At 66.0% G+C, this 26410-nt stretch carries 23 protein-coding genes and 1 pseudogene; 8 read left to right on the top strand and 16 right to left on the bottom strand.

Annotation, left to right across the window (positions count from 1 at the left end; genetic code table 11):
• Positions 1-19 precede the first annotated feature (19 nt).
• The 11 genes and pseudogenes from GBB76_RS10930 to GBB76_RS10880 form a co-directional block, all read right to left on the bottom strand.
• The gene (locus GBB76_RS10930; RefSeq protein ID WP_152303328.1) at positions 20-814 is read right to left on the bottom strand and encodes an ABC transporter permease; all 795 of its coding nucleotides are present in this window, start codon (positions 812-814) and stop codon (positions 20-22) included.
• Positions 811-1662, bottom strand: coding sequence for an ABC transporter ATP-binding protein (locus GBB76_RS10925; protein WP_152303327.1), 852 nt, complete (start codon positions 1660-1662; stop codon positions 811-813). The genes GBB76_RS10930 and GBB76_RS10925 overlap by 4 nt, the downstream gene beginning before the upstream one ends.
• Before the next feature lie 26 nt (positions 1663-1688).
• Entirely contained in the window at positions 1689-2639 is a 951-nt protein-coding gene (locus tag GBB76_RS10920) for a hydroxymethylglutaryl-CoA lyase (RefSeq protein WP_152303326.1), read from the bottom strand.
• Positions 2636-3865 carry a CaiB/BaiF CoA-transferase family protein gene (locus tag GBB76_RS10915; RefSeq protein ID WP_152303325.1) on the bottom strand — a complete coding sequence of 410 codons (1230 nt, stop codon included), beginning with the start codon at positions 3863-3865 and terminating at the stop codon, positions 2636-2638. Before GBB76_RS10915 ends, GBB76_RS10920 begins: the two co-directional genes overlap by 4 nt.
• Before the next feature lie 290 nt (positions 3866-4155).
• A pseudogene (locus GBB76_RS10910) lies at positions 4156-4377 on the bottom strand (inner membrane-spanning protein YciB); the annotation flags it as partial.
• Between the two features lie 57 nt (positions 4378-4434).
• Positions 4435-7518, bottom strand: a complete 3084-nt coding sequence (locus GBB76_RS10905; protein ID WP_152303324.1) for an SUMF1/EgtB/PvdO family nonheme iron enzyme — start codon at positions 7516-7518, stop codon at positions 4435-4437.
• A 24-nt stretch (positions 7519-7542) separates the two neighbouring features.
• Positions 7543-9429 (bottom strand): ABC transporter permease, encoded by a 1887-nt coding sequence (locus GBB76_RS10900; protein ID WP_152303323.1) that lies wholly within the window; start codon positions 9427-9429, stop codon positions 7543-7545.
• Positions 9429-10172, bottom strand: coding sequence for an ABC transporter ATP-binding protein (locus tag GBB76_RS10895; RefSeq protein ID WP_152303322.1), 744 nt, complete (start codon positions 10170-10172; stop codon positions 9429-9431). The genes GBB76_RS10900 and GBB76_RS10895 overlap by 1 nt, the downstream gene beginning before the upstream one ends.
• A 13-nt stretch (positions 10173-10185) precedes the next feature.
• Positions 10186-12207, bottom strand: a complete 2022-nt coding sequence (locus tag GBB76_RS10890; protein WP_152303321.1) for a VWA domain-containing protein — start codon at positions 12205-12207, stop codon at positions 10186-10188.
• Between the two features lie 2 nt (positions 12208-12209).
• Positions 12210-13301, bottom strand: a complete 1092-nt coding sequence (locus GBB76_RS10885) for a hypothetical protein (protein WP_152303320.1) — start codon at positions 13299-13301, stop codon at positions 12210-12212.
• A gap of 135 nt (positions 13302-13436) precedes the next feature.
• Complete coding sequence (locus tag GBB76_RS10880) at positions 13437-13901, bottom strand: hypothetical protein (RefSeq protein ID WP_152303319.1); 465 nt, start codon at positions 13899-13901, stop codon at positions 13437-13439.
• A 222-nt stretch (positions 13902-14123) separates the two neighbouring features.
• Between GBB76_RS10880 and GBB76_RS10875 the strand changes: the two genes are divergently transcribed.
• Positions 14124-15389 (top strand): DUF1598 domain-containing protein, encoded by a 1266-nt coding sequence (locus tag GBB76_RS10875; RefSeq protein ID WP_152303318.1) that lies wholly within the window; start codon positions 14124-14126, stop codon positions 15387-15389.
• An 88-nt stretch (positions 15390-15477) separates the two neighbouring features.
• Positions 15478-16026 (top strand): hypothetical protein, encoded by a 549-nt coding sequence (locus tag GBB76_RS10870; protein WP_152303317.1) that lies wholly within the window; start codon positions 15478-15480, stop codon positions 16024-16026.
• Between the two features lie 122 nt (positions 16027-16148).
• Here GBB76_RS10870 and GBB76_RS10865 read toward each other — a convergent pair whose 3' ends face one another.
• From GBB76_RS10865 to dapF, 4 genes are read right to left on the bottom strand one after another with little or no spacing between them, the layout of a single operon-like run.
• Positions 16149-16754 carry a septation protein A gene (locus GBB76_RS10865; protein WP_152303316.1) on the bottom strand — a complete coding sequence of 202 codons (606 nt, stop codon included), beginning with the start codon at positions 16752-16754 and terminating at the stop codon, positions 16149-16151.
• A 2-nt stretch (positions 16755-16756) separates the two neighbouring features.
• On the bottom strand, positions 16757-17698 hold the full coding sequence (gene ftsY, locus GBB76_RS10860; RefSeq protein ID WP_210250432.1) for a signal recognition particle-docking protein FtsY: 942 nt from the start codon (positions 17696-17698) through the stop codon (positions 16757-16759).
• 5 nt (positions 17699-17703) lie between these two features.
• A complete protein-coding gene (gene mtaB / locus GBB76_RS10855) occupies positions 17704-18984 on the bottom strand; it encodes a tRNA (N(6)-L-threonylcarbamoyladenosine(37)-C(2))-methylthiotransferase MtaB (RefSeq protein ID WP_152303314.1) in 1281 nt (426 codons plus the stop codon).
• Positions 18985-18987: 3 nt separating this feature from the next.
• Entirely contained in the window at positions 18988-19881 is an 894-nt protein-coding gene (gene dapF, locus GBB76_RS10850; protein WP_152303313.1) for a diaminopimelate epimerase, read from the bottom strand.
• A 215-nt stretch (positions 19882-20096) separates the two neighbouring features.
• Here dapF and GBB76_RS10845 point away from each other — a divergent pair, with 215 nt between their 5' ends.
• The 5 genes from GBB76_RS10845 (at position 20097) to GBB76_RS10825 (ending at position 25591) form a co-directional block, all read left to right on the top strand.
• Complete coding sequence (locus GBB76_RS10845) at positions 20097-20915, top strand: GyrI-like domain-containing protein (RefSeq protein ID WP_152303312.1); 819 nt, start codon at positions 20097-20099, stop codon at positions 20913-20915.
• A 194-nt stretch (positions 20916-21109) separates the two neighbouring features.
• Positions 21110-22342 (top strand): 23S rRNA (adenine(2503)-C(2))-methyltransferase RlmN, encoded by a 1233-nt coding sequence (rlmN, locus tag GBB76_RS10840; RefSeq protein ID WP_152303311.1) that lies wholly within the window; start codon positions 21110-21112, stop codon positions 22340-22342.
• 8 nt (positions 22343-22350) lie between these two features.
• The gene (locus GBB76_RS10835) at positions 22351-22875 is read left to right on the top strand and encodes a hypothetical protein (protein WP_152303310.1); all 525 of its coding nucleotides are present in this window, start codon (positions 22351-22353) and stop codon (positions 22873-22875) included.
• Between the two features lie 89 nt (positions 22876-22964).
• Positions 22965-24194 carry an argininosuccinate synthase gene (locus GBB76_RS10830; RefSeq protein WP_152303309.1) on the top strand — a complete coding sequence of 410 codons (1230 nt, stop codon included), beginning with the start codon at positions 22965-22967 and terminating at the stop codon, positions 24192-24194.
• A gap of 281 nt (positions 24195-24475) precedes the next feature.
• Positions 24476-25591 (top strand): site-2 protease family protein, encoded by a 1116-nt coding sequence (locus tag GBB76_RS10825; protein WP_152303308.1) that lies wholly within the window; start codon positions 24476-24478, stop codon positions 25589-25591.
• Between the two features lie 39 nt (positions 25592-25630).
• Here GBB76_RS10825 and GBB76_RS10820 read toward each other — a convergent pair whose 3' ends face one another.
• Positions 25631-25897, bottom strand: a complete 267-nt coding sequence (locus GBB76_RS10820; RefSeq protein WP_152303307.1) for a hypothetical protein — start codon at positions 25895-25897, stop codon at positions 25631-25633.
• A 189-nt stretch (positions 25898-26086) separates the two neighbouring features.
• Between GBB76_RS10820 and GBB76_RS10815 the strand changes: the two genes are divergently transcribed.
• Positions 26087-26320, top strand: a complete 234-nt coding sequence (locus GBB76_RS10815) for a hypothetical protein (RefSeq protein ID WP_152303306.1) — start codon at positions 26087-26089, stop codon at positions 26318-26320.
• Positions 26321-26410: the final 90 nt, after the last annotated feature.

Below are 26410 nucleotides of genomic sequence, written 5' to 3'. Positions count from 1 at the left end.
CGTCGCGAAGCGCCGCCCTCTAGTTCTGCTCGCCGGCGGATTGCGGCCGCCAGACGAGAAGCCGGCGCTCGATGCGGGTGACGCCCCAGTCGATGACGAGCACGAAGCCGGCCAGTATGACCATGCCGGCGAACACGCCGGTCACGTCGAACACGCCCTCCGCCTGATGGATGAGATAGCCGAGCCCCGCCGCGGAGCCGAGATATTCCCCGACCACGGCCCCCACCAGCGCGAAGCCCACCGCCGTGTGCAGCGACGAGAACATCCACGACAGCGCCGACGGCCAGTAGACGTGGCGCAGCAGCTGGCGCTCGTTCATGCCCATCATGCGCGCATTGGCGAGAACCACCGGGCTCACTTCCTTGACGCCCTGATAGACGTTGAAGAACACGATGAAGAACACCAGTGTGACGCCGAGCGCGACCTTCGACCAGATGCCGAGGCCGAGCCAGAGCATGAAGATCGGCGCCAGCACCACGCGCGGCAGGGCGTTGAACATCTTCACATAGGGATCGAACACCGCCGCGACGGTGGGCTGGCGGGCGAACCAGAAGCCGAAGACGACGCCGGCGACGGAGCCGATGAGAAAGGCCAGCACCGTCTCGGTGAGTGTGATCCACAGATGCTTCCAGATCGTGCCGGTGGCGAACAGCGTATAGACGCGCGCCAGCACGTCGCCGGGCTTCGAGAAGAAGAATTCCGGCAGCATGTAGGTGCCGCCGATCGGCACGGTGGCGCCGATCTGCCAGATGGCGAGCGCGACGAGGGCGACGAGGATCTGGAGGAAGAGCAGCTTGGCGGGATGAAGTTTCACGGCGCAAGGTCCTCCCCATAGGTCTTGGCGACTTCCGCCTTGAGCTGGTTCCAGATCTGGCGGTGAAGCTGGTGGAAGCGCGGGTCGAGGCGAATGTCGGCGGTGTCGCGGGGACGGGCGAGGTCGATCGGGTAGTCGCCGATGATGCGCGCCTGCGGCCCGGCCGACATGATGACGACGCGGTCGGAGAGGGCGATCGCCTCCTCCAGATCGTGGGTCACGAACAGCACCGCCTTGCGGTCGTCCGCCCACAGGCGGAGCAGCAGCGTGCCCATGATCTGCCGCGTCTGGGCGTCGAGCGGGCCGAAGGGCTCGTCCATGAGCAGGATCTTCGGCTGCCGCACCAGCACCTGGGCGAGGCCGACGCGCTTGCGCTGGCCGCCGGAGAGCTGATGCGGGTAGCGGTCGCCGAAGCGGCCGAGGCCGACCTTCCTCAGCCATTCCCCCGCCTGCGCGAGGGCGTCGGCGCGGCGCGCGCCGCCGATCTCCAGCGCGATGGCAACATTGTCGAGCGCCGTCTTCCACGGCATGAGGGCGTCCTGCTGGAAGAGGTAGCCCGCCTGCGCGTTCAGCCCGTTCAGCGTCCTGCCGAAGATCGTCACATCCCCGCCCGCGGGCCTGAGGAGGCCGGCGGTGACGTTGAGTAGGGTGGACTTGCCGCAGCCCGTGGGGCCGACGATGGCGACGAATTCGCCTTCGCGCACGCGCAGCGAGGTCGGGGCGACCGCCTCGTAGAGCGGCTGGCCCCTGATCGCGAAACGGACGCTGACCGCGTCGAGCGCGACCGCGACGGGCGCGGAATCGGGCGTCGCCGGCTGCGCGGGCGGTCGCCGGGGGGCGCCCTCCATGTCCTGTTCTCTCGTCTCTCGTCCTGTCATGGAGCCGCTGGGTGCCGATTGGCCGGGGCGGGGTGAAGGTCCGTGCTCCGGCCCGCCTTGGCCACCTGCCCTGAAATATCGTGGCCGATGAGGGCCGGCAGCGCGCGCGCCAGCGCGAGCAGGCGGGCAAGGTCGACGCCGCTCGCGACGCCCATCTCGTCCAGCATGTGCACGAGGTCCTCGGTCGAGATGTTGCCGGTCGCGCCGGGCGCGAAGGGACAGCCGCCGAGGCCGCCGAGCGAGGCATCGAAGCGGTCGGCGCCGGCGTCGAGGGCCGCCAGCACGTTGGCGAGCCCCATGCCGCGCGTGTTGTGGAAATGCAGGGTGAGCGGCAGCGTACCGAACTGGCGCCGCACCGCGCCGACGAGGTGAGCCACCTGTCGCGGATTGGCCATGCCCGTGGTGTCCGCGAGGGTGACGGAATCGAGGCCCGACTCAAGATAGTCCTCGATCAGCGCCAGCACCTTCGCCTCCGGCTGGGCGCCCTCGAAGGGGCAGCCGAAGGCGGTGGCGATCGAGCCGTTGAGCGTCGTGCCCGTCCCCTTCGCTGCCTCGGCGATGGCCCGGAAGCCCTCAAGCGACTGCGCGGGGGTCATTCCCATATTGGCGAGGTTGTGGGTCTCGCTCGCCGACATGACGAGGTTGAGCTCGTCCATGCCCGCGTCGAGTGCCTCCTGCGCGCCGCGCAGATTCGGCACCAGCGCCACATAGGTGACGCCGGGCCGGCGCGCGATGGCGCGCGCGACGATGCCCGCATCGGCAAGATTGGGCACGGCGCGGGGCGAGACGAAGGACGTCACCTCGATCTTCGATACGCCGGTTTCCGACAGGGCGTCGATGAGGGCGATCTTTTCGGCGGTCGGCAGAAAGCGCGGCTCGATCTGGAGCCCGTCGCGCGCGACGACCTCCTGCACATGGACGCGGGAGGGCAGGGCGGCCCCGTTCATTCCTCCTCCCCGCGCGTGATGGCGCCGCTGCGGGCGAGCGTGTCGATCTCCTCGGCACTGTAGCCGAGCCCGGCCAGAACGGGCGCCGTGTGTTCGCCGAGCCGGGGGCCGAGCCAGTTCACCGCCCCCGGCGTTTCCGAGAAATGCGGGACGATGCCCGGCATCTTGACCTCGGTTCCGTCCGGCAGCGTCGAGGGCAGGATCATTTTCCGGGCGAGATATTGCGGGTCCGAGACGATGTCGGCCACCGAGTAGATGCGCCCGTTCGGCACGTCGGCGCGGTCCAGCGCCGTGGTGACTTCCTCCAGAGAATGGCGGCGCGTCCATTTGGCGATGGTGGCGTCGATCAGCTCGACATGGGCGACGCGCCCGTCATTGGAGGCGAAGCGGGGGTCGAGCGCCATGTCCTCGCGGCCGATCGCCGTCATCAGCCGCTTGAAGATGGCGTCGCCATTGCCGGCGACGATGACGTAGCTGCCCTCCGCCGTGGGATAGGAGTTCGACGGCGCGATGCCCGGCAGCGAGCCGCCGGAGCGCTCGCGCACGAAGCCGACCACGTCATATTCCGGGACAAGGCTCTCCATCAGGTTGAACACGCTCTCATAGAGCGAGACGTCGATGACCTGCCCGCCGCCTCCGCTCTTCACCCGCAGCAGCGCCATCAGGGCGCCCATCACCGCGTGGAGTGCCGCCAGCGAGTCGCCGAGGCTGATGCCGGTGCGCGCCGGCGGACGGTCCGGATCGCCGGTGGTGAAGCGCATGCCGCCCATCGCCTCGCCCACCGCGCCGAAGCCGGGTCGCTCGCGATAGGGCCCGTCCTGGCCGAAGCCGGAGATGCGCACCATGACGAGGTTGGGATTGACCTCACGCAGCGCCTCCCAGCCGAGCCCCCAGCGTTCCAGCGTGCCGGGGCGGAAGTTCTCGACCAGCACGTCTGCGTCGCGCGCGAGGCGGCGCACGATCTCCTGTCCTTCGGGCCGCCGCAGGTCGACGGCGACCGACTTCTTGTTGCGCGATTGCAGGTACCACCAGAGCGAGGTGCTTTTGTGCAGCTTGCGCCATTTGCGCAGCGGGTCGCCCTCGCCGGGCGCCTCGATCTTGACGACCTCGGCGCCGAAGTCGGCCATCAGCCGCGTGGCGAAGGGCGCGGCGATCAGATTGCCGAGCTCGACGACGCGAACTCCCGACAGCGGACCGGCTGCCGCGTTGGCCGCGCTGGCTTCCATGGTCGGCGCTCCTCACCCTTTATTCGTCGATCCGGCCGGGAATGGCGCTCGTTCCGATGGAGATGGCGGAACGCGTCCGCGCGCCGGATCTTCCGTCCCGTGCTCGCGGTCTGTCGACCTATTCCACCGCAGTATCGGCGCCGGGGCGCCCGCCGCCAAGGCCCCCGCGCCAAGGCCCCGCGCCAAGGCCCCGCGCCAAGGCCCCGCGCCAAGGCCCCGCGCCAAGGCCCAGCGTTCTGGCTTGCCTCGCCGGCCGCGCGCGATTGCCACCGGCGGGACCCTGCCCGCCGTCAGCCCTGCGTGCCGTCCCGCGTGTCGCCGGCTGCCGAATCCGGCGGGGGTGGCGGGGCGTGGCGGGTCATCAGGGGAACCTGCGCCATGGCGAAGACCAGCGTGAGCGGGAGATAGACGAAGGTCTTGAAGGCGACCCAGGTGTCGGTCGAGAAGCTGCGCCAGACGACCTCGTTCAGCACCGCCATGGTGATGAAGAACCCGCCCCAGCGTATGGTCAGGTCAGAACCTCTTCGCGGAATGTCGCGGAACCCGGCCGCAGTCCTACTGTCCTACGGTCACTTGTTCCAAACCCAGTTCGCCCGGGCCCCGCAGATCTGGTTAATGCGTTGAGCGGATTTGGTATAGCCACTGAGGCTATAGCTGACCGCGACCCGACCGTCGCTGACCGGGTCTGCGCCTGTGATCTCCAGATAGTGCCCGTTGCGGAAGCTGCGTATGGCGTCGGAATCGATACAGGAGTTCGAAGCGCAGTTGCGCCTCGTGAGTGGCTTTAATTGGCGCCCCTCGAATTCACCGGGGACATACCTGCCGTCGACTTGTACCGAGACCTCGCCATTCTTGTAGGTAGTGTCTCCGCCCGCCTTCGTGGACTGGTCCAGTGCTATCCAGATGGACGCATCCGCGCGTTCGACGCCGATATAGAAATAGGGTTTCTGCGGTCGCCAGCCGATGTCAGGTTCGACATTTTGGGCGATCGTGACGGCATAGCATTTTCCACCCTGTGAATAGATGGTCCAGTCATCATGACTTTCCACGAAGCTTCCCATCCACGAGAGGTCGGGATCTTTCATCTCCGTGACCAGATCGACATTGATCGTGAAATTGTTCTGTGAGGCTGTCCCAGATGGTGCAACGCGCAGGTAATACGTGCCGCGTTCCACGGTTGCACGGATAGTCTCCTGTGCGCTTCCGCTGTTTGTCGATTTTCCAATGACGCCGCCGTCGTGTCCTTCGACATATAGATCGAGATCGGATGCTGCGCTGAATCCGAACAAGTCTGCGATCAGCAAGGCGCGGTCATCGCTGACCGTAATCTTGAAATATTTCGCTTCGCCGCGTTTCAGATTGTCGAACTCGATGCCGGTCAACTCCGTGGCATTGGCGCGCGCGGTGGCGGGGTCGAATGTCCGGGCACCTGAGAACTCCTCGGTCGAGAAGTAAAGGTTGAATGGCGTGAGCAGCGCGCCCGACGCCAGTTGGACCCGCACGGTATACTTTCCGCTCTCGAGATCCTTCGCGAACACCTCGTCCTGCGTGCCAGGGCGCTTGTGGTCGGACGTGGCCGGGTTGCCGTTTGAATCAATGACTTCCATGTCCGCCGCCGCGAGAAGGCCCGTCAGCTCGATCCGCAGCTTTGCGGGCTCGTTCAGCGTGATGGGGAGGAAAAGCCTGTTGCCCTGAGGCGTGAGCATGCCGGGATAGGCCCGGCGGGCAACGGTCTGCCGTGTCGCCTGACCTAGGGTGGTCGAGAAAGCCTCGTCGAACAGCTTCTTCGGGCTGATCGTCAGGCGGTAACCCGTGGAGCCGTTACCTGCCGCTACGACCTGGACGAATCCACGGCTGCCCTGCGCCACAGGGACCGCGAGCTCGAAGGCCGTCTTGCCCGCTTCCGATGTCGCGCTCGCCACGATCTGCTGCCGCTCGTCGAGATAGATCAGCGTTACAGGGGATTTAAGCTCGCTGACGCTTATGCTCATCCCCGCGCGAGCGTCGTTCATGATCACGGGGTACGTGTCCGCGCGGTCGCCGGCACCTATGAAGCCGGTCACCGTGTAGCCCGAGGCGAGGGGAAGCGCCGAGGCCAACGCCGCCGATTCCGGGCGGGCTATGCCTGTGTCGGCTGTCGGCTTCTTGCGGACACTCAGCGTGTAGCGGTTGGGCGGCGATCTCGCGCCATTCGAGGCGAGTCGGAGGAAATAACGCCCGGGCAGCAGATCGCGGGTCGTCAGGCTCTTCTGCGGCTTGGTCGCCGCAAGCGTGCCGTACAGCGTGTCAGCCTCGTCGAGCACTGACAAGGTCAGCGGCTCCGTGGGCTTTATCTCGATCTCGAGCGCGGCATACTCATTGAGCGTCAGCGAGAAGAAGTCCTCGGTGTCATCATCCGACAATCGCTCGACCGTCTCGGCTCCATTGCCGGTCAGAACGCCCAGATCCTTGGCGTTGGCGAAGTTGTTGCCTGCCGGATCGCCCGTCTCACTGATAGCCTGGTATGTCGCCACGAACTGGTCGTTGAGTTCGGTGGATCCGGTGCGCTGGGTGCTGCCGATGACTGGAAGGCCCAGCGCGAGCCGAATGCCGACATAGGGAAAGTTCTGAACGAGCAGGCTCTTGCTGACATCGTCCCGGCGGAAGGCCGGCTGCTCGTCACGCATCGAGATTCGGAACTGCTCCGAGGGGAGACGATAGCTGCCGCCGCGGGACACGTAAGCGCCCACCGCGCCGAAACCGTTCTCGGCAGTGAAGGGATTGAGCATGAGTTCGCCGGCATTGCCGATGACGTCGTAGAAGCCGAACAGCTTCTTGCGTGAACCGATCGGCAGCAGGCGCTGCGGCTCGTTGCCGAGATGGGCGAAATCCTGAAGAAATGTGCCCGACGGCATGGCTGGCACGTCCGTCTGCAATGACTGGCGGGTGATGGTGCCGGCAATGAACTCTTCGCCACCGCGGGCCACGAATTCCCATTCGTGCTCGGTCGGCAGTCGTACGAAGCCGGGATAGTCAGGATTCCGCGAAAGGGCTGCCAACTTATCGGCACAACTCCTGTTGCCGATGCAAAACAGATTGAAGACGTCCAGCACCTCGACATAGTCCCGGTAGCTCAGATAGGTGATCGGCTCGGAGAGCAGGTCGGCGATCGGCTTGGTCAGCACGCCCTTGCATTTGCTCTCCGGCGCGACGTAGTCCAGAAGCACACCGAGCACGCGCTCATCCTTGGTGCGCGAGGCGAGGGCTTCGACCCCACGCCCCAACTGTCCGCCGCCCATGATGTACACATACTGTGCTTTGGACAGCTCATACTTGCCGATCAACAGAACCGAATTTCCGGCCGCGTCGATAATTGGAGAGGCAACACGAACATCGAGCGGCGTCTCGAAGACCTTTTTGTCGGCGCCCATCTTGTAGGTGGTCTTTTCATCTCCGTAGAGCCCAGCCTTCCCGAGGTCGACGCGTGTGAAGATGAGGGGCATTCCGGCGGGACCGGGGAGTATGAAGTCGTCCGGGTCTGGCTTGGGATTGGACCAGGAGGCGAAGACGTCGCTCGACAGGGTGATCCCGGCGCAGCCTTGGGCGGCGGCGGGCGCCGTCAGCGCCATAAGGGCGCAGGCCGCGTGCATCAGTGCTTTGATCAGCCTTACCATGCGACCCCCAACCCCATTACGCTGTCAGCCGGAGCGGATGGCCTGCGCCGGATCGATCCGAGTGGCTTCTCGCGCGGCGGCAAGCGAAGCAAGACCGGAGCCGATCAGGACGAAGGTGGCCGAAAAGGCGAAATGTACGAAGTAAAGCTTAGACAACTGGCCATCAAAGCCGAGCTGCGGCGCGATCACCGAATTCAGGAAGCTTGAGACCAGAAGGTAGACCGCGGCGGAAGCCAGGAAACCCAGTAGGGCAATGGTCAGTGCTTGGCTGACCGGAATGAGGAAGATGCTGCGCTTGCGCATGCCGATCAGTCGCATTGTGGCGAAATCTACGCGCTTGCGCTGAACATTGGCAAAGAAGCTGGACGACAGGATGGAGTAGCCGCCCGCGAGCGCGACGCTGGCGACGACGAGTATAAGAGTATCCAAACTGCGCTCGAGCTGCTGAAGCTTGCGAATCTCGTCCGACTTTGCTCGCACGGCTACGCCGAGCTGTTCAAAGCGTTCCACGATCCGCGGCACGGCGTCTATGTCGGTCGCCAGCAGGCGAAAGCCCCGAAAGCCCGCGGATTGCTCGGCAATATTCGCATTGGCCGCGTCGAACGCCAAAGGGACGTCGGCACCTCTGCGCAACATGGCGAGCAGGACCGGACTGGCGACCACCGCATTGACATCGAGGAAACCGAGGTAGGCCACGGTCAGCTTCAACGGACCGGTGGCCCAACCGGCATCGGGCACGAGGTCAATCTCGACGGAAGACGGACGCCCGGCGGCCTCCCACGCGATCCGCTGCTTCTCCGGCAGGAAAACGCCATTGTTCAAGGAGTAGGCCGCCTCGTTGCGGATCGCCCAGCCTGGATCGCGGCCGAGCCCGATGAAGAGTTTCGGGTCAAGCCCGACCAGCTTGGTCTCATCACCGAGAACGCGCACCGACACGGGCGTGCCGACCCCGACAGGACGCGCGCGGCTGTTGACGAGCACGGCCCGTGCTTCCTCGATGTCGACGCCTGAATAGGGGCGGCTGGCATTTTCCAGCAGGTAGAAATGCGTGGTCTCGCTGAGTCCGGTCGCAGAAGCCTCGCCGGCGGTGAGTCCGGCGAGCCCATCCCCGAACAGATCCGCGACACGTGCCGGCTCTATGGGGATCAGGTTCTTCGCCCCCACCCGGATGCGAAGGTCGGTCAGCACGGTTTCGCCAAGCGGGCCGTCGGCCGCGATCATCAGCCGGGGGTAAGCCTGGCGCGGCGGCATCGGGACGCCGGGCCATCCCCGCTCGCTGACTGCGAGCCCGGCGCGGTAGCTTTCAACCTGACGGTCGAGAGCCTGATCGGCGAGGATCGTTGGTTGGGGAAGAAGCTCATCCGGGACGATTCCGCTCACGGTGACGGGTACTTCCACGACCTTGCGGCGGTCACGCTCAATCCGGCTGACGGAGAGTTTGAACGCGGAGCCTATCGTGAGGCCAGCCTTGTCGGCGATATCCGACGTCAGCACCACCCGGTCGCCCGAGGGTCCCTCGCCGGTGAGTTTGCTGAAGAGCGGGTCCGCCCTGCTTGAGGGTACGAGCCGCGCCTCGCTTTTGCGGCCTTTGGGTCCCACATAATCGACCTCGCGCGGCACGAGCATTACTGAAGGCGAGACGAAAGCGACATTTTCCCAGCTCCGCAGCTCGGCGAAAAATCGCTCCTGACGCAGATCGGGGTTGGTCGGGCGCACTTCCCGGAAGCTGGGATCCTCGATGAATTCGGACCGGAGCCGGTCGATGAAGCCCACCTTGACCGACCCCAGCAGGAGGATCGGTGCCAGGACCGCCACCACCGAGAGCACGAGGCACAGGCTGATAAGCTTCTCGTTGGCGAGATCCCTGAACGCCACGAAGCTGATGCTTCGGAGAGGGTTTCGCACCGCCATCACCCGGCGCCTCCCTGTCCGATGACCGACAGCGTCGAGTTGGCGCCGATCATCTCCGGCCGCAACGTGATGATCTCGTCGGCGAAGCTGCGCACCAGGTCGAGATCGTGCGAAACCATGATCACGGTGACGCCGTTCAGCTGCGACAGGCGCTTCAGTTCGCCGACGATCACCTCCGCCATGTTCTCGTCGACGGAGGCCGTCGGTTCGTCGGCAAGGACGATCTGCGGGCTTAAGCTGAGCGCGCGCAGAATGCTGACGCGCTGGCGCTGGCCACCCGAAAGCTGGCTCGGCTTCTTGTCGAGCTGAGCCACCATGTCGTAAAGCTCGACGAACTGGCGGATGGTATCCTCATTCACCTCGATCCCCGCGAGAATGAACGGTAGCTGCAAGTTCTCGCGTACGGTCAGGAAGGAGAAGAGGCCGCCTGACTGAAGAATGTAGCCGAAATGGCGCAGGCGGATGCGGCTGATCTCCGCGTCATCGCCCGACTGAACGATGTTGGCGAGATCGACCGTTTCGCGATCAGCGATCAGTTCATAGGTGTCCACCATTGTTGGGCGCGACACCATGGCGAGCAGATCGAGCAAGGAGCTCTTTCCGCTGCCGCTTCGCCCCACGATCCCGTAGAAGCGACCGCGCTGAAACGAAAGGTCCGGAATGCGCAACTCGAAGCGCGACCCGCCACTCTCGAGAATCTTGGTCAGCGATCTGATCTGAAGAACGGTCGATGACGCGGGCATATCATCGCTCTCGTCAGGGCAAATTCTTCAGGTCGAGCATGTAGACGCGTTCCTCAGCGACATCCTCGGAATTCAGGCTCGCCCAGGCATCCGCGCGGTTCAGAATGTCATCGTAGAGCTTGACGAGGCTCGTGAGCCGCTCCTCGAAGCGCGTGCGATCCGCCGGGGAAGACTGCCGGAATTCGTCGAGCGTCAGCCCCAGGATTTCGCTCTTGTAGGGCAGGGACTGGATCCAGCGCGGGACGACCTGCGCGAATTTCTTGCTCGGGTCCTTGCCGAGCTGGCTCCTTATGTCCAACGCTTGGCTGGTCGAGCTTACCTGCACCGCGGCGAAGAAATCCGCTGTCGTCGTCTTATTCTCCTTCACCGTCTCGATCACTTCGTCGAGGGTACTCATCAGGCCCTGCAACTCGCCTTTGCGCACGAGAACCTTCACCTCGAAGGCGGGTTTGGCAAAATCAGTGAGGTCGCGATCCAGCATCCAGGCCGTGATGTTGGACGGCGGCGTGGCGGCGGAACCGATATACTCCACGAACGCAGCACGAGCGGCACCAAGGATGGCGGCTGCCGTCTGATCGCCGCCGGCGCTGGCATTCGAGATGCTGCCGAATTTGCCGGCGCTCATGAAGTCGACAACCTGACTGATGGTGCTGCGAAGGCTGGCCTCCAGACTCTCGCCGCCGCCACCGACGACGGAGAAGGCAACGCTGCTTTCGCCATCGCCGGCCGCCATGGTGGAGAACTGGGGTTTTGCGGCCGCGAAGTCCGCCGACCCCTCCGCGCCGACATAGATGGAGGCGATGTAGACCCTTTCCTGGTCTGCCAGCGCGCGTGCGGCCTGTTCGCTGAGAGCGCTGGTGTTCTTCGCGTGCCCAAGCGGATGCGAGCTTGCATCACCGATCAGGATGATCATGCGTGCCGCCGAAGGCGACCAGTTGGAGGTTATGCCCATCTTGACGCCGGCAAAAACCTCTTCCTCGTGGTCGCCGCTGCCGGCAGTCGCGGCCTTGACGATGCCGGACCCGAGGAGATCGCGGAACGCCTTGCCGTCAACCAGATCCGGCGTGAAATTGTTGGCGACCCATTCCAGCCCCGGAGTTGCTTCGACCGAGTCTCGATAGCCGACCAATCCGAATTTGAGGGCCGATGGATCAGCAAGCTTCTGCGACAGAGCTTGCGACGCCTCGCGGATGGCGGCCTCCACCGCCTCGATATAAGGATCCATGGACGCGGTCATGTCGATGACGAACACGACATCGAGCGCGACGCCGCCGACTCCCCCACCGGTCTGTTGCTGGAAGCAGTCGCCGGATCCGGACTGCCTTATGTCGCAAGCGGAGGTCTGCCGCGAACGGGCCTGTGCTGTAAGCGCGGCCGTCTGCAGCGCGCGCATCTCGCTGCCCGGATTGAGGTCGCTCAGATCCTCGAACTGCAGGATCGGCAGCAGGTAGAATTGCTGATTGATGTCAATCCAAGCGTTGCCTTCCCGTGAGACGATGCCTGAAGGGGGCTTTCCGGCGGCGATATCCTCATAGAGTTTCGTGGCCTGAAGCGTTCCGCCGTCGATCTGCTTGAGCGTCTCGTCGAGAGCGTCCTCGCTCTCGAACATCAGCACGGGTTTGCGTTCCGAAACGCCGGGATTGATATAGGCAAGCGCGAGCGCCTGCTTCCACATCACCACGTCCTCCGCCCTCATATAGCCGAGGATTTCCTTGGTGGTGCGCCCGACGGAAAACCATCCCTCTGCCGCAAAGTTCGTCTTGTCGTATTTCACGTCGAACATGTCGAAGGCGAATAGAGCCTCGAAGGCTGGGATGTTGGATTCCGGCTGATGGCTGTTCTCGTCCATCTCCACGTAGATGTTCGATTGAGGCTTGGTTAGCAGCCGCAGCGGTAGCCCTGTGCTGGTGACGATGCAGAATTCGCCGGGGCCGCGGCAATCGATTTCGGCGTCATCGGCGCGTGCACCGATGGTGCCGATCAGCACCACCCCCAGCATGGCGACAAACAAGGAGAACAAGAACGTGCGGGCCATGTTCAGTACTTCCTCTCCTGAGTCAGTCGAACGGCGCATGTGCCGACGATGGCGGCCTGGAGGGCCGCAAGCAGGCCGTCTTCCATCGAAAAAATCTTGCTTGACGCGAACGCGGCCAGCTCGCCCTTCTTCGCCCGCACGCCAAAATCTCCGAAGGCGACGCGCTGGTAGCAGAACTCTCTCTTGGGGATACACCAGTAGGCGCGATCGTTGACACTTTCGGTTACTGCCTTGCGGTCCGTCGGGTTGCCACTGGCGCCGTAATAATTGTTAAGCGCAATCATCTCGCCGCGTATAACCGACCCGGGAGCCTGGTCGTTGGCAAGATTGCCGATCGTGCCGAGCAGAAAATTGCCGTCTGGTTCGCATGTCGCGCGGTCGACCGCGAATACCGCTTCGCCGGCTTTCACGTCTCGCGAACGCGAGGCGTCCACCCATGGGTAGTAGTTCTGCGCCCAGATCTGCGGCGCACCCGTCCTGCTGTCGGGCACGATGACGAGGGACTGCGGCTTAGACGGCTCGGACACGACTGCCGACTCGCGCGGGACACGCTCGCTAGGCACGTAGTAACGGCGAAGCACATGGAGGATGGTGGTGGCCGAAACCGGTGTGCCCGCCGAATTCATCGCAAAAAATGGAGCGTGAAGTACGATTTCCTTAGATGACATGTAAGAGCAGTCGACGACCTCTCTTAATCGAGAATTTCGCGGGACACCTGATGTCATCGCCCGTTGCAGGTCGAAGACGATTTCATTCTCAGGGAAATGAAATATAAATATATGGTCGTCATACAGATGGCTATAGTCTAAGCCCGCGATACGTCGCTCGGACGGTGACGAGGCAGGGTATCGCAGGATCTTCAGCCGAAGAAAAATCTTATGCCAGTCCGGAGTGACCTTCGAGCTCGGTACGGCACTGATAGGCGCAATTCCGAACTGTGGATCGATTGTCGTGTCACATGCCGGCGCCGCAGGGTCATTGGCGAACGCGCTTAGCGAGAGGTCGGGATCGGCCTTGGCCGTAACGCCACCCGCGAGCATCATCGCGATGACAACAAACAGCCAACTAAGCCTCCCCATCTTCGCCTCGCCCATCCCATGTGCGCGTTGCAATCATACCGTGCATTCGCATGCGAACAAGTGGTAATATTTCTTTAGTATGTGACAACTTGCACGCCCAAATATAGTCGAGGGTCAGATACCCAGAGTACAAGAAATTCAGCGGAAGGCTCACCGCAGCGCGTTAACGGCGGCGCTCACGTCATCTAGGTTGCTCTCTCGGCCCTGCGGCGCGACGTGAACCGAGACCCCACCCGGAGCAGGAGCGGAGGCGGGCGCCGTCGCGCCCGTCGGCTGGTTCCATCTTTGCGTGTCATCGTAGAGTTGCTGAATGATCAGGTCGCATTCCGGGGACGCCATGCCGATCTGCGACAGCTGGCGCGCCTGCGCGACGTTAATCGTTCCGCAGTAATGGCTCGAGAGAAGGCCGCGATAGGTCAGTGCGATGCTGCGGGCGTTATCGACATCGAGGAGGTCGCACCCATAGGCCGGCACCTGCGAGCAACCTACGCTCTTCATGAACTCGTACAAAAAGGTCTTGCTATCGGCGGAAGCTGGCGTGGCGGCTAAAAAGGCCGCGTTCGCCAGCCCCCAGGCACACGCGTATGCGAAGGACTGACAGTCAAGCTTCCGCATCGTCGCCATCCATGATTGCGTAACGGAAACAGGTTGTATCATTCGCGCGCGGCGTGCAACACTGAGTTGGGTAACGGGAGATGGCTGCGGCTCGGAGAGAGAAGTGGCAATACGGCTGCTACACGATGCTGCGGTTCGGCTTGTGCCCGGTGGGGCAGCGACAGGCCCCCTGATTACAAGCTGGCCATTACACGCCGGCTGTGCTGCGGCGGCCTCTAAGCCATGACACTCTCGCGCCGACGCTTCCTGACTGGGAGCTTCGCGACCGCCGGCGCAGCGACGTTTCTTGCCGCGCATCCCGCGAACGCCCAGCAGCAGAAGTTTGCCTGCGAGTTTCAGCCGACGCGGTTCAGCGCCGCTCCGGCTGTCGCGGTGTCGCTGAAGGAGCTGTCGGGGGCCATAGCCGCCTGTTCAGGCCGAACGGAGAGTTTCGCCCGCACGCGCTGCGCGCGCTTGAAACGCCTCGGTGGCATGACGCGCTTGGATGGCTTCGTCGCCGACCCCGCAAATCGCGACGTGATCCTGTGGGGGCAGAAGGAGAAGGGGGCTCCGCCGCTCGATTTCGACGATTTTATCATAGCGTTGCGCGCCGCCTGGGGTCGCTACGTCGGCAAGCCCGGTCAGCCGGGGTATAATCTGGCACCCGCCATCTCTATTGATGCCGATCCCGCCGTCTTCAAGCGTCTGAACGAACTGTCGACGAGCGGATCAGATTACGATGCCGAATACATGCGCGTCTGCGCCTCGCCGCAGAAAGTCCGTGTCGACGGCATGCCGAGGCATACGCGGGTCGCCTATACTCTGGTCGATGCCGATTACCGCATGAAGCAGGTGGGACAGGGGACGCTGAAGCTGCCCATCGCTTCACCTTTCCCCTCTCATCATGAACTGCGGATTCAGCTCAGCGCCGCTCTCGGCGATCGTAATGCTGCAGGCAAGCAGCCGCAAAGCACGCGGTTCTGGTTCACCCCCGGCCAGTTCAACTATCAGATATCACCCGACGGCGAGACCGGCTTCCTCGAAACGGCGCAAGTAATCCTGCGGGACGAAGACCAGAGGAATACAGGACAGGCACTGGTTGCCTCCGGTTTGACCAATCCCATCGCGCGTGCCTTCACCTGCGCCTGGACCGAGCGTATGGAGGACGTCTACCGCGCCGAGCCGATCTGGCGCGACATGAACAACATCTTCCGACACTTCGCCGTCGCCCGCATCCTGGAGCAGCGCCGTGTCTTGGAGCGGGTGCGGGTCGATATGCGAGTGTTGCTCGACACCTATACGCCCGAGCCGGTAAAATTACCGGAAACGCTGCCGGGTCTCGGCTTCGTCGATCGGCAGTCCGGCCAGATCTGGTCCATCTGCGGCGGCGTTTCGCTAGGCTTCGACCGCGCCACTCTAGGGGGGCGCGAGTTCGTGACGCCGGACGCTGTGAGGCGGGTCATGGCGCAGCGGCCTGCTGTCGGCACGCTGGACTGGGATGTCTCATAACCCATCCTGGCCAAGCTGTTGCCGGCTGCCTTTATACTAGACGTCGCGGCTGAATTCCGATCTTCAACCGAACCGTGCGGGTGGTCCAATGCTCTGCAAGACTGTTCTGATCGTTGCCGCGGCAGGCGCGGCGTTGCTGGCCGCTGATCCCGCTTCGGCGGATGGCTGCAGCAAGACGTGGGGCATCAAGCGCAGCTGGACGCAATGGGCGCAAGAATGCGCGGATTCGATTCAGCGCACCGCGGCCGAGATTCGCGAGAAAGCCCAGGAAATCCGTTCGATGCCCCGGAACGCCTATGATCAGTGGCAGACCGATCGGCGGGCCCAGGCGGAACGCGAACTGTACGAGCTCGAGCAGAAGCAGAGAATGGCAATAGAGGCAAAGCGGCAGCGTGATCGCGAGGTCATGCAGCTTCAGATCGACTGCTTGAAGCGAACCTGTTCCGACGAGACCCGCAGGTTCCTTCGGACCTATCCGATCAACGCCCCTGCCGGAACCTATCTGCCGTCGCCGCCCGACCAGTCCGGCGGAACGCGGGACTATGGCGGCGTTGATGTCAATGTGAATGCAAAGCAAGTCGACACATCGGCCAATTTGTCGGATGTGCGTAGCCAGGTTCTGAACTTGGCGCGTTGATCGGCTCAGGCGGCCCCGAAAAGCGGCCGGCGGTTAAGCTCGGTTCGTTCTGGCGAGAGGACGAGCCCGATGACGGGTAAGAGGAACCGACATCAACGGATTCACAGTCGTCCGGTGCCCCCTCAGCGCTTCTCGCCCTTCCCCTCGTCCTTCGCCGGCTCGGGGGCGTGGCGGGTCATCAGGGGAACCTGCGCCATGGCGAAGACCAGCGTGAGCGGGAGATAGACGAAGGTCTTGAAGGCGACCCAGGTGTCGGTCGAGAAGCTGCGCCAGACGACCTCGTTCAGCACCGCCATGGTGATGAAGAACCCGCCCCAGCGGATGGTCAGCTCGCGCCAGCCGCGATCGGTCAGCACGAAGACATCGCCGAGCACATAGGGCAGCAGCGGCTTGCGGAAATACAGCCCGCCGAGCAGCGCGACGCCGAACAGCGCGTTGACCATGGTCGGCTTCATCTTGATGAAGTGGTCGTCCTGCAGCCACAGCGTCAGCGTGCCGAACACCAGCACGACGCCGGCCGAAATCAGCGGCATGACCGCGATCTTGCGGGCGATGAGCCACATCGCCGCCAGCGCGGCGAAGGTCGCGACCATGAAGGCGCCGGTGGCGACATAGATGCCGCCGCGCCCGTTGGCGACGAAGAACACCACGAGCGGCCCGAGCTCCAGCGCCAGCTTGAGCATCGGGTGCATGGAGCGCAGTCCGCTCCCGGACGAAGCCTCGCTCATTTTCAGCTCTCCAGTCCGACGACGGCGCGGGCGAAGTCGCGCGCCGCGAAGGGTTGCAGGTCGTCGACGCCCTCGCCGACGCCGATCAGGTGCACAGGCAGCCGGTATTTGGCCGCGATGGCGACGAGGATGCCGCCGCGCGCGGTGCCGTCGAGCTTGGTCATGACGAGGCCGGTGACGCCGGCCACGCGCTGGAACGCCTCGACCTGAAGCAGCGCGTTCTGCCCCACCGTGGCGTCGAGGGTGAGAACCACCGCATGCGGGGCGGTCGGATCCTGCTTCTTGATGACGCGGACGATCTTCTCCAGTTCCGCCATCAGCTCGGCGCGGTTCTGCAGGCGGCCGGCGGTGTCGATGATGAGGACGTCGGCGCCCTCGGCGCGCGCCTTCTCGATGCCGTCGAAGGCGACGCCGGCGGCGTCCGCGCCCGGCGCGCGGGCGACAAGGGTCGCTCCGGTGCGTTCGGCCCAGACCCTGAGCTGCTCGACGGCGGCGGCGCGGAAGGTGTCGCCGGCGGCGAGCACGACCTTCTTGCCCTGCGCCTTCAATGTCGAGGCGAGCTTGCCGATGGTGGTGGTCTTGCCGGAGCCGTTGACGCCGACCATCAGCAGCACGAAGGGCTTGGTGGCCGGATCGAACGTCAGCGGCCGCGCCACCGGCGCGAGGATCGCCTCGATCTCGTGCGCCACCGCCTCGCGCACCTCGTCCGCCCCCGCCTTGCGGTCGAACAGGCCCAGACGCAGGATTTCGGCGATATGAGCGGCGTTCTCCACACCGAGATCGGCGCGGATGAGCACATCCTCGAAATCCTCGATGGTCGAGGCGTCGAGCTGGCGCTTGGTGAACAGGTCGGTGATGCCGGTCTGGAGTTCCGTCGCGGTGCGTGTCAGGCCTTGCGTCAGGCGCTTCCAGAAGCCGGTGGTCTTGTCGCTCGTGTCGGTCATGTCTCTCAAGCCGCGATCAGCCGCGCGCCGTCGTGGCCGGCGATGCGTATATGGGTCAGCGTGCCGGGCACGGTCGGCCGCGACAGGCGAACCGGGGTGAAGCCCGGGGTGCGGGCGATGCCGCCGCGCTCGGCCAGCACCTGTCGGGTGGTTCCGATCTCGGCGGCGAGATGGCGCAGCAGCGCCTGCGTGCCCTTCTCGCGCAGGCGGGCGGCGCGCTCGCGGACGATCTCGGTCGCGACCTGCGGCATGCGCGCGGCCGGCGTGCCCGCGCGCGGCGAGAAGGGGAAGACGTGCAGATGCGTCAGCCCGCAGGCATCGACCAGATCGAGCGAGGCGCGGAACTGGGCGCCGGTCTCGGTCGGGAAGCCGGCGATGATGTCGGCGCCGAACACCATGTCCGGCCGCCGGCGGCGCATCTCGGCGCAGAAGCCGATGGCGTCGGCGCGCGAATGGCGGCGCTTCATGCGCTTGAGGATCAGATCGTCGCCCGCCTGCAGCGAGAGGTGCAGATGCGGCATCAGCCGCTCCTCCTCGGCGAGCGCGCGCATCAGCTCCGTGTCGACCTCGACCGAATCGATGGAGGACAGGCGCAGCCGGGCCAGTTCCGGCACGTGGCGCAGCAGCACCCGCACCAGCGTACCGAGGCGCGGCGCGCCGGGCAGGCCGGCGCCGTAGGAGGTGAGGTCGACCCCGGTGAGCACCACTTCGCCGAATCCCTGCGCGACCAGCGCGCGCACGCGCTCGACCACGGCGCCCATCGGCACGGAGCGTGCGTTCCCCCGCCCATAGGGGATGATGCAGAAGGTGCAGCGGTGGTCACAGCCGTCCTGCACCTGCACGAAGGCGCGGCTGTGCCCCTCAATGGTGTCGGCCGGCCCGTCGAGGAGATGCGGCGCGGTCTCGCGGACGGCCATGATGTCGCCGACGACGATTTTCTCGGACGAGCCGAGATCGAGCGCCCGGCGAGTGTCGGCCCAGCTCGCCGGGTCGCGCTTCTCGCCATTGCCGAGCACGCGGTCGACTTCGGTCATGCCGGCGAAGCTCGCCGGCTCGGTCTGCGCCGCGCAGCCGGTGACGACGATGCGGCGGGCCGGGTCCTCGCGCTTGAGCCGGCGGATGGTCTGGCGCGCCTGCTTCACCGCCTCGGCGGTGACGGCGCAGGTGTTGACGATGACGGCATTGTCGAGCCCGGCCGCGCCCGCCATGGCGCGGGCGGTGGCGGAATCGAGCGCGTTCAGGCGGCAGCCGAAGGTCACGATCTCCACGGGGCGGGCTGTCGGCATCGATCAGGCGGCGCCGATGCCGGCCGGGCGCTCGGCGGGAGCCGTCAGCATGTCGGCGGAAAGCCGGCCCTCGAACTCGAATTCGGCGGGGCCGGTCATCAATATGTGGTCGTCGCCCTCGCGCCAGTCGATCAGCAGGTCGCCGCCGGGCAGGGTGACGGTGACGCGCCGGCCGGTGAGGCCGAGGCGGGCGGCGGAGACGGCGGCGGCGCAGGCGGCCGAGCCGCAGGCCCGCGTCAGCCCGACGCCGCGCTCCCACACCTTCAGGACGATGTGGTCGGGCGAGAGAACCTGCGCGGCCGAGATGTTGGCGCGCTCGGGAAAGATCGGGTGGTGCTCAAGCTCCGGCCCGTATCGGCCGAGGTCGACCGCCTCGACATTCTCGACCCAGAAGATCGCGTGCGGGTTGCCGACATTCACGACGGCGGGCCCGCGCAGCACCGGCGCCTCGGCGGGGCCGGCCTGCAACTCGATGGCGCGGGTGTCGGCCACCGGGCCGGCCAGCGGGATGTCGTGCCAGCCGAAATGGGGCACGCCCATGTCGGCGGTCACTCCGTCGGGCACGACGGTGCAGTCGAGCAGGCCGGCGACGCTCTCGAACACCATGTGGTCGGCGCCGGTGCGGCCGGCCTCATACAGCGCGATGCAGCGCGTGCCGTTGCCGCAGGCGCCGGATTCGGAACCGTCGGCGTTGATGATGCGGACAAAGGCGCGCGTGCCCTCGGTCTGCGGCGGGTAGAGCGCCATGATCTGGTCGAAGGGAAGCGACTGCGGCCGCGCCAGCGCGCGCGCCTCCTGCGCCGGCACGGCGAGCGGGGCGTCGCGCAGGTCCAGCACGACGATCTCGTTGCCGAGGCCGTTCATCTTGACGAAGGGGCGGTTTTCCAGCGCTGCCATGACGAAATCGCGGCTTGGGTCCAAGGTCCGGGGCCCTGGGACCGAAGGGGTGTCGTCCTTATATGGCCAAGCGGCGCGCATTGGCCAGTCTCATTGGGCGCGCGGGCCGCTCGAAAGCCCGCATGCCTTCGCGCCGCCTTCGTGCCGCCCGTCGCGGGTCTTACGGGACAATGCTACATATCGCGCGCGCCCGCGCCCTTTCCGGTGATCCGACCATGCTGCTGTCTCCGCCCGTTCGCCCGCTGACGCGACGGTTGTTCTTTCTCGCCGCCCTTCTCCTCGCGAGCGCGCCGGCGCCGCTGCACGCGCAGGCCGCTGCCCCCGCCGCGCCGCCGGCGCAGACGGTTCCCGCGCCCGACGCCCCGGCGGCAGGCGCCCCGTCCACGGACGCGCAGGCGGCCCCCGCTCCCGCGACGCCCGCTCCCGCCCCGGAGGCCGGGCCGGCCGACCCGGCGCCGCAAGACGACGGCGGGCCGCTCGACGACGACGCCCTCGTCGCGCCGCCCGTGGTCGATCCCAAGGGCGTCGACACCCAGACGGTGACGCCGGCGCCCGACCCGCTGAAGCGGCCGGACGGATTCGGCGACGAGGCGGTGCTGAAGCCGGTGCCGGTGCTGATGAAGAAGGCGCATGCGAGCTGGGACGAGGCCTTCGAGACCATCGTCGCCACACTGAGGGACATCGACGCCGAACTGGCGCGGCTGAAGCTCAAGGCCAATGGCGCGTCGTTCATCATCTACACGGCGACCGACGATCTCGGCTTCGACTTCGAGGCGGCGGTGCCATTCGAGGGCGCGACGACGGAGAAGCCGCAGAACGGCGCGGAGTTCTCCGCCTCGCCGGCGGGCCGGGCGCTGCGCTTCACCCATCGCGGGCCCTATGACGCTATGGACCCGACCTATGAGCAGATCGCCAACCTGCTCGACGCCAAGGACCTGGAGGCGCAGGATCTCTATGTCGAGGAATACCGCTCCGACCCGCGCACCACGCCGCCGGACGATCTCGTCATCGACATCTGGGTGCCGCTGAAGTGAGGGCCTTGCCCGCGTCATCCCGGAACGGCCGTCAGGCCGTATCCGGGATCGCGTGACGACTTGGCGTGCGATCCCGGCTCTCCGCTTCGCTGCGGCCGGGATGACGTCGCCGGATTGGCGGGGACTGTCTACCCATTCGCCTCGCCCGCCGCTCTGTGCTATGAGGCGCGCAAACACTGACCTTCGATAAAGCGATGAACCTGATCGATACCACTGCGGCGTCCGCCGCCGGGGCGCGCGGCCCCGTTGAAATGCCGGGCACGGAAAAGCGGCGCTCCCTTGCCGGGCTCGACCGCGCCGGGCTTGGAGAGGCGCTGGCCGAGATCGGCGTGAGCGAGCGCGAGCAGCGCATGCGCGTCGCCCAGCTCTGGCACTGGATCTATCTGCGCGGGGCGCTGTCCTTCGACGAGATGACCAATGTCGGCAAGGGGCTGCGCGAGAAGCTCAGCCTTGCCTTCACGCTCGACCGGCCCGAGGTGGTGGTCGAACAGGTGTCGAATGACGGCACCCGCAAATGGCTGCTGCGCCTGCCCCCCGACATTGCCGGCGACAAGCCGCACGATGTCGAGATGGTCTATATCCCCGAGAGCGACCGCGGCACGCTGTGCGTCTCCTCGCAGGTCGGCTGCACGCTCAACTGCTCTTTCTGCCACACCGGCACCCAGCGCCTCGTGCGCAACCTCACCAGCGCCGAGATCGTTTTGCAGGTGATGGTGGCGCGCGACCGGCTCGGCGACTATCCCGGCCGCGAGCGCGCCGTCGGCCCCGGCCTGCCCACCGAGGGCGACCGGCTGGTGACCAACATCGTGTTCATGGGCATGGGCGAGCCGCTCTATGCCTATGACTCGGTGGCCAAGTCGATCGAGGTGCTGGCGGATGGCGAGGGGCTCGGCATCGGCAAGCGCCGCATCACCGTCTCCACCTCGGGCGTGGTGCCGGAAATCGAGCGGCTCGGCCGCGAGGTCGGGCCGATGCTCGCCATCTCGCTGCACGCGGTGCGCGACGAACTGCGCGACGAGCTGGTGCCGATCAACAAGAAGTACCCGCTCAAGGCGCTGCTGGAGGCCTGCCGCACCTATCCGCCGGCCTCCAACGCCAAGCGCATCACCTTCGAGTACGTCATGCTCAAGGGCGTGAACGATTCGCCGGCCGATGCGAAGGCGCTGGTGAAGCTGCTCGCCGGCATCCCGGCGAAGATCAACCTCATCCCCTTCAACCCGTGGCCGGGCACCAAATACGAGTGCTCGGACTGGGAGACCATCGAGCAGTTCTCCGACATCGTGTTCCGCGCCGGCTATTCGAGCCCGGTGCGCACGCCGCGCGGGCGCGACATCCTCGCTGCCTGCGGCCAGCTCAAGAGCGAGACCGAGAAGCTCTCCGCCCGCGAGCGGCTGGCGCTGCGCGCCATGGCGGCGGCGGCGGAATAGGAGCCTTCATGGACAATCTGCTGCGTCTGCTGCTTCGCCTCGTCGTGGTGCCGCTCGGCATGATCGTCGGCTTCATCGCCAGCTTCGCCGTCATCCTGTTCGGCTATTGGCGCCTCGGCGACATTCTCGCCGACAATGCCGAGGTGCAGGCGGCGGCGCTGTTCGACGCGCTGGCGGCGGCGAGCTACCTCTTGATGATGGTAGCGCTGGCGATGTGGGCGGTGGCGCTGATCGGCATCCTGTTCGCCGAAGCCTTCGCCGTGCGCTCCTGGATGTTCCATGTCGCCAATGGCGCGCTGTCGGCCTGGCTCGCCGCTTCGGTCTTCGCGCCCTATGCGCAGGCGCCGGTGCCATTCGACGGCGATCTCTACATCGTCGCGGCCGGCCTTGCCGGCGGGCTCGCCTACTGGCTGGTGGCGGGCTGGAATGCCGGCTTCTGGAAGCCGCTCGGCACGCCGCGCCCCGCCGCCGCGCCGGTCCCTTCGCCTGCCGGGGCGCCTCCCGCCGAACCCCTGCCGCCCTCCGCCCCCTGAGGCGCGAACGGCGGAGCTTGCACCGGCGCGCGCCATGCCTATAGTCCGCGCGCTTTCGAAAGCTCGGCTTCTTTCCTGCGGAACGTGAAATGGCGAACGATGTGAAGAAGGTGGTGCTCGCCTATTCGGGCGGTCTCGACACCTCGGTGATCCTCAAATGGCTGCAGACCACCTATGGCTGCGAGGTGGTGACCTTCACCGCCGATCTCGGCCAGGGCGAGGAGCTGGCGCCGGCGCGCAAGAAGGCCGAGATGCTCGGCATCAAGCCCGAGAACATCTTCATCGAGGATGTGCGCGAGGAGTTCGTCTCCGAATACGTCTTCCCGATGTTCCGCGCCAATGCGCTCTATGAGGGGCTGTACCTGCTCGGCACCTCCATCGCGCGCCCGCTGATCTCCAAGAAGCAGATCGAGATCGCCCGCAAGGTCGGCGCCGACGCGGTGGCGCATGGGGCCACCGGCAAGGGCAACGACCAGGTGCGCTTCGAGCTGAGCTATTACGCGCTGGAGCCGGAGATCAAGGTGATCGCGCCGTGGCGCGAATGGGATCTGCGCTCGCGCGAGCAGCTGATCGCCTTCGCCGAGAGCCACCAGATCCCGATCGCCAAGGACAAAAGGGGCGAAGCCCCGTTCTCGGTCGACGCCAACCTGCTGCACTCCTCCTCGGAAGGAAAGGTGCTGGAGGACCCGGCCGAGGAAGCCCCCGAATATGTCTACCAGCGCACCATCTCGCCCGAGGCGGCGCCGGACAAGGCGACCTACATCACCGTCGGCTTCGACAGGGGCGACGCGGTCTCCATCGACGGCATCGCGCTCTCGCCGGCCAGCCTGCTGACCCGGCTGAACGAACTCGGCAAGGAGAACGGCATCGGCCGGCTCGATCTCGTCGAGAACCGCTTCGTCGGCATGAAGTCGCGCGGCGTCTACGAGACCCCCGGCGGCACGATTCTCCTTCAGGCCCATCGCGGCATCGAGAGCATCACGCTCGATCGCGGCGCGGCGCATCTGAAGGACGACATCATGCCCCGCTATGCGGAGCTGATCTATTACGGCTTCTGGTTCTCGCCCGAGCGCGAGATGCTGCAGGCTCTGATCGACAAGAGCCAGGAATTCGTCACCGGCGAAGTCCGGCTCAAGCTCTACAAGGGCAATGTCGAGGTGGTCGGGCGCGCCTCGCCCTACTCGCTGTACAATCAGGACCTCGTCACCTTCGAGGAAGGCGCGGTCGCCTACGACCACCGCGACGCCGCCGGCTTCATCAAGCTCAACGCGCTGCGCCTGCGCACGCTGGCCAATCGCGACCGCCGTTTGGGGCGCTGATCGTCCCGTTTCGGTAGCCGTTTCCGACTGAACGCCGTCATGCCCGGGGCTGTCCCGGGCATGGACGCCTTGCCCGACCATCGTCGTCCCGGCCGCGCGAAGCGAGCGCCGGGAGCGTTCGCGAATCCGCCCGCGATCCCGGATCGGCCTGCGGCCGTCCGGGATGACGGCCTCGCGACGGGCGCCGCGCGGAGAGGGCTATTTGCGCTGTCCTGTCATGGCGCTGCGGTTATGCTGGCGGCGCGGTGGCAAGCGTGCCCGCCCGCCTCGAGGAGAACCCCATGCCCTGGTCGCTCACCGTCGGACATGTCTACGGCACCGCGGTCCGCATCCATGTCACCTTCCTGCTGTTTCTGGTCTGGATCTGGGTCGCCTATTACCAGCAGGGCGGGTCGGGCGCGGCGTGGGAGGGCGTGGCCTTTGTCGGGCTGCTGTTCTTCTGCGTGCTGCTGCACGAGTTCGGGCACATCTTCGCGGCGCGGCGCTACGGGGTGAAGACGCCGGAGGTCACGCTGTGGCCGTTCGGCGGCATCGCCCGGCTGGAGCGCATCCCGGAGAAGCCGTCCGAGGAACTGGTCGTCGCCATTGCCGGGCCGCTGGTCAATGTCGTCATCGCGGCGCTGCTGCTGCTCTATCTCGGCGGCAATGTCGGGGTCGAGCACATCGAGAACATCGAGAACCCGCATGTGAGCCTGATCGCCAAGCTGGCGGCGGCGAACATCTTCCTCGTGGTGTTCAACCTCATTCCCGCCTTCCCGATGGATGGCGGGCGCGTGCTGCGCGCGCTGCTGGCGATGAAGATGAGCCACGCGCAGGCGACGCAGACCGCCGCCTCCATCGGCCAGGGCCTCGCGGTGATGCTCGGCGTGCTGGGCATCTTCGGCAATCCGATGCTGATCATCATCGCGGTCTTCGTCTTCCTCGCCGCGACGGGCGAGGCCGGTCAGGTGCAGATGAAGCAGGCGGCGCAGGGCCTGCTGGTGCAGGACGCCATGATCACGCGCTTCGAGACGCTCGGCCCGCAGGCGAGTGTCGGCGATGCCGCCGAGGCGCTGATCCGCACCACGCAGAAGGAATTCCCCATCGTCGACGGCGCCGACCATCTGCGCGGGGTGCTGACGCGCGACGCGATGATCCACGCGCTGCAGGCCAAGGGGCCGGCCTCCTCGGTGATCGAGGCGATGCAGGGCGAGGTGCCCACTGTGGGCGCGCGCACCCCGCTCGACCGTGCGCTGAAGCTGATCACCGAGAGCGGCGCCCCGGTGGTGGGCGTGCTCGATGCCTCGGGCAAGCTCATCGGCCTGCTGTCGCCGGAGAATGTCGGCGAGATGATGATGCTGCGCGCCGCCCAGCCGGACGCGCGCTTCGGCCCGTGGGCGAAGAAGCCGGTGGCGTGAGGAAGCCCCTCTCCGGGGAGGAACAGGGAAGGCCGCGCCTCAGCCTTCCTTGACTCCGGTGACGCCGGTGAAGGAGGGTGGGTCGCTGGCCGGGAAGCTCTCCTCCAGCGCCTCGTCGACATCCGCTTCGGTGGGTGGCGGTGTCGCCACGGCGCCGCCCGGCACGCCGCCATCGGAGGGCCTGACATCGCCGGTGATGCCGCCGAACGCCGGCGGGTCGCTGGCGGGGAAACTCTCCTCCACCGTCTCGTCGATCTCGGCCTCGGTGTATTCCGGCTCGCCCGGCCTGCCGCTGTCGTCGATCATCGCCCTCTCCTTGCGTTCTCGATAGCTTCAAGGTGGGCCGTGCGCCCGGCGCTTCAAGGGTTCGCGGCGGATGAAGCGTCGATGGCGCGGGCGCGGAACCTTTCCGCCCGCCGGACGTTGAAGAAGACCGCCGCGCCCGCCCGCGCGGGTCCGGCCCGCTTCCGACGCGCGTTTCGAGGAGGATGGCTGATGACCGCCCGTCACGAACCCGTCCGGCTGCAGTACTGGCCGGCGTCCCACACTGTCGATGCCCCCGATTCCTGGCCCGAGGCCTTCGAGTTCGGCTCCGTCGAGGATGCCGTCGCCTTCGCCATGACGCAGGCGCCGGCCAATCGCGAGGTCGCCTGGCTGCGCACCGCCGACGGCGCCGTGCTCAAGCCGCCGCAGATCCGCCGGCTGTGGGAACTGCGGCTCGACCACTGAATCCGGCGGCGGTCGGGGCGCCCTCCGGGAACGGAAGGCGCCGGAATATCGCGGGCCGGCGGCCCCGCCTTCGGCCGGGTTGACGCAGCG

The organism is Ancylobacter sp. TS-1, assembly GCF_009223885.1.
In the GTDB taxonomy this organism is placed as follows: Bacteria; Pseudomonadota; Alphaproteobacteria; order Rhizobiales; family Xanthobacteraceae; genus Ancylobacter.
This window is presented reverse-complemented; position numbering and strand designations above follow the sequence as displayed.

What these genes read in the sequence shown, in the direction of transcription:
- GBB76_RS10925 (WP_152303327.1), bottom strand. Translation starts at nt 1,662, where the DNA reads ATGGAGGGCGCCCCCCGGCGACCGCCCGCGCAGCCGGCGACGCCCGAT.
- GBB76_RS10920 (WP_152303326.1), bottom strand. Translation starts at nt 2,639, where the DNA reads ATGAACGGGGCCGCCCTGCCCTCCCGCGTCCATGTGCAGGAGGTCGTC.
- GBB76_RS10915 (WP_152303325.1), bottom strand. Translation starts at nt 3,865, where the DNA reads ATGGAAGCCAGCGCGGCCAACGCGGCAGCCGGTCCGCTGTCGGGAGTT.
- GBB76_RS10905 (WP_152303324.1), bottom strand. Translation starts at nt 7,518, where the DNA reads ATGGTAAGGCTGATCAAAGCACTGATGCACGCGGCCTGCGCCCTTATG.
- GBB76_RS10900 (WP_152303323.1), bottom strand. Translation starts at nt 9,429, where the DNA reads ATGGCGGTGCGAAACCCTCTCCGAAGCATCAGCTTCGTGGCGTTCAGG.
- GBB76_RS10895 (WP_152303322.1), bottom strand. Translation starts at nt 10,172, where the DNA reads ATGCCCGCGTCATCGACCGTTCTTCAGATCAGATCGCTGACCAAGATT.
- GBB76_RS10890 (WP_152303321.1), bottom strand. Translation starts at nt 12,207, where the DNA reads ATGGCCCGCACGTTCTTGTTCTCCTTGTTTGTCGCCATGCTGGGGGTG.
- GBB76_RS10885 (WP_152303320.1), bottom strand. Translation starts at nt 13,301, where the DNA reads ATGGGCGAGGCGAAGATGGGGAGGCTTAGTTGGCTGTTTGTTGTCATC.
- GBB76_RS10880 (WP_152303319.1), bottom strand. Translation starts at nt 13,901, where the DNA reads ATGCGGAAGCTTGACTGTCAGTCCTTCGCATACGCGTGTGCCTGGGGG.
- GBB76_RS10875 (WP_152303318.1), top strand. Translation starts at nt 14,124, where the DNA reads ATGACACTCTCGCGCCGACGCTTCCTGACTGGGAGCTTCGCGACCGCC.
- GBB76_RS10870 (WP_152303317.1), top strand. Translation starts at nt 15,478, where the DNA reads ATGCTCTGCAAGACTGTTCTGATCGTTGCCGCGGCAGGCGCGGCGTTG.
- GBB76_RS10865 (WP_152303316.1), bottom strand. Translation starts at nt 16,754, where the DNA reads ATGAGCGAGGCTTCGTCCGGGAGCGGACTGCGCTCCATGCACCCGATG.
- ftsY (WP_210250432.1), bottom strand. Translation starts at nt 17,698, where the DNA reads ATGACCGACACGAGCGACAAGACCACCGGCTTCTGGAAGCGCCTGACG.
- mtaB (WP_152303314.1), bottom strand. Translation starts at nt 18,984, where the DNA reads ATGCCGACAGCCCGCCCCGTGGAGATCGTGACCTTCGGCTGCCGCCTG.
- dapF (WP_152303313.1), bottom strand. Translation starts at nt 19,881, where the DNA reads ATGGCAGCGCTGGAAAACCGCCCCTTCGTCAAGATGAACGGCCTCGGC.
- GBB76_RS10845 (WP_152303312.1), top strand. Translation starts at nt 20,097, where the DNA reads ATGCTGCTGTCTCCGCCCGTTCGCCCGCTGACGCGACGGTTGTTCTTT.
- rlmN (WP_152303311.1), top strand. Translation starts at nt 21,110, where the DNA reads ATGAACCTGATCGATACCACTGCGGCGTCCGCCGCCGGGGCGCGCGGC.
- GBB76_RS10835 (WP_152303310.1), top strand. Translation starts at nt 22,351, where the DNA reads ATGGACAATCTGCTGCGTCTGCTGCTTCGCCTCGTCGTGGTGCCGCTC.
- GBB76_RS10830 (WP_152303309.1), top strand. Translation starts at nt 22,965, where the DNA reads ATGGCGAACGATGTGAAGAAGGTGGTGCTCGCCTATTCGGGCGGTCTC.
- GBB76_RS10825 (WP_152303308.1), top strand. Translation starts at nt 24,476, where the DNA reads ATGCCCTGGTCGCTCACCGTCGGACATGTCTACGGCACCGCGGTCCGC.
- GBB76_RS10820 (WP_152303307.1), bottom strand. Translation starts at nt 25,897, where the DNA reads ATGATCGACGACAGCGGCAGGCCGGGCGAGCCGGAATACACCGAGGCC.
- GBB76_RS10815 (WP_152303306.1), top strand. Translation starts at nt 26,087, where the DNA reads ATGACCGCCCGTCACGAACCCGTCCGGCTGCAGTACTGGCCGGCGTCC.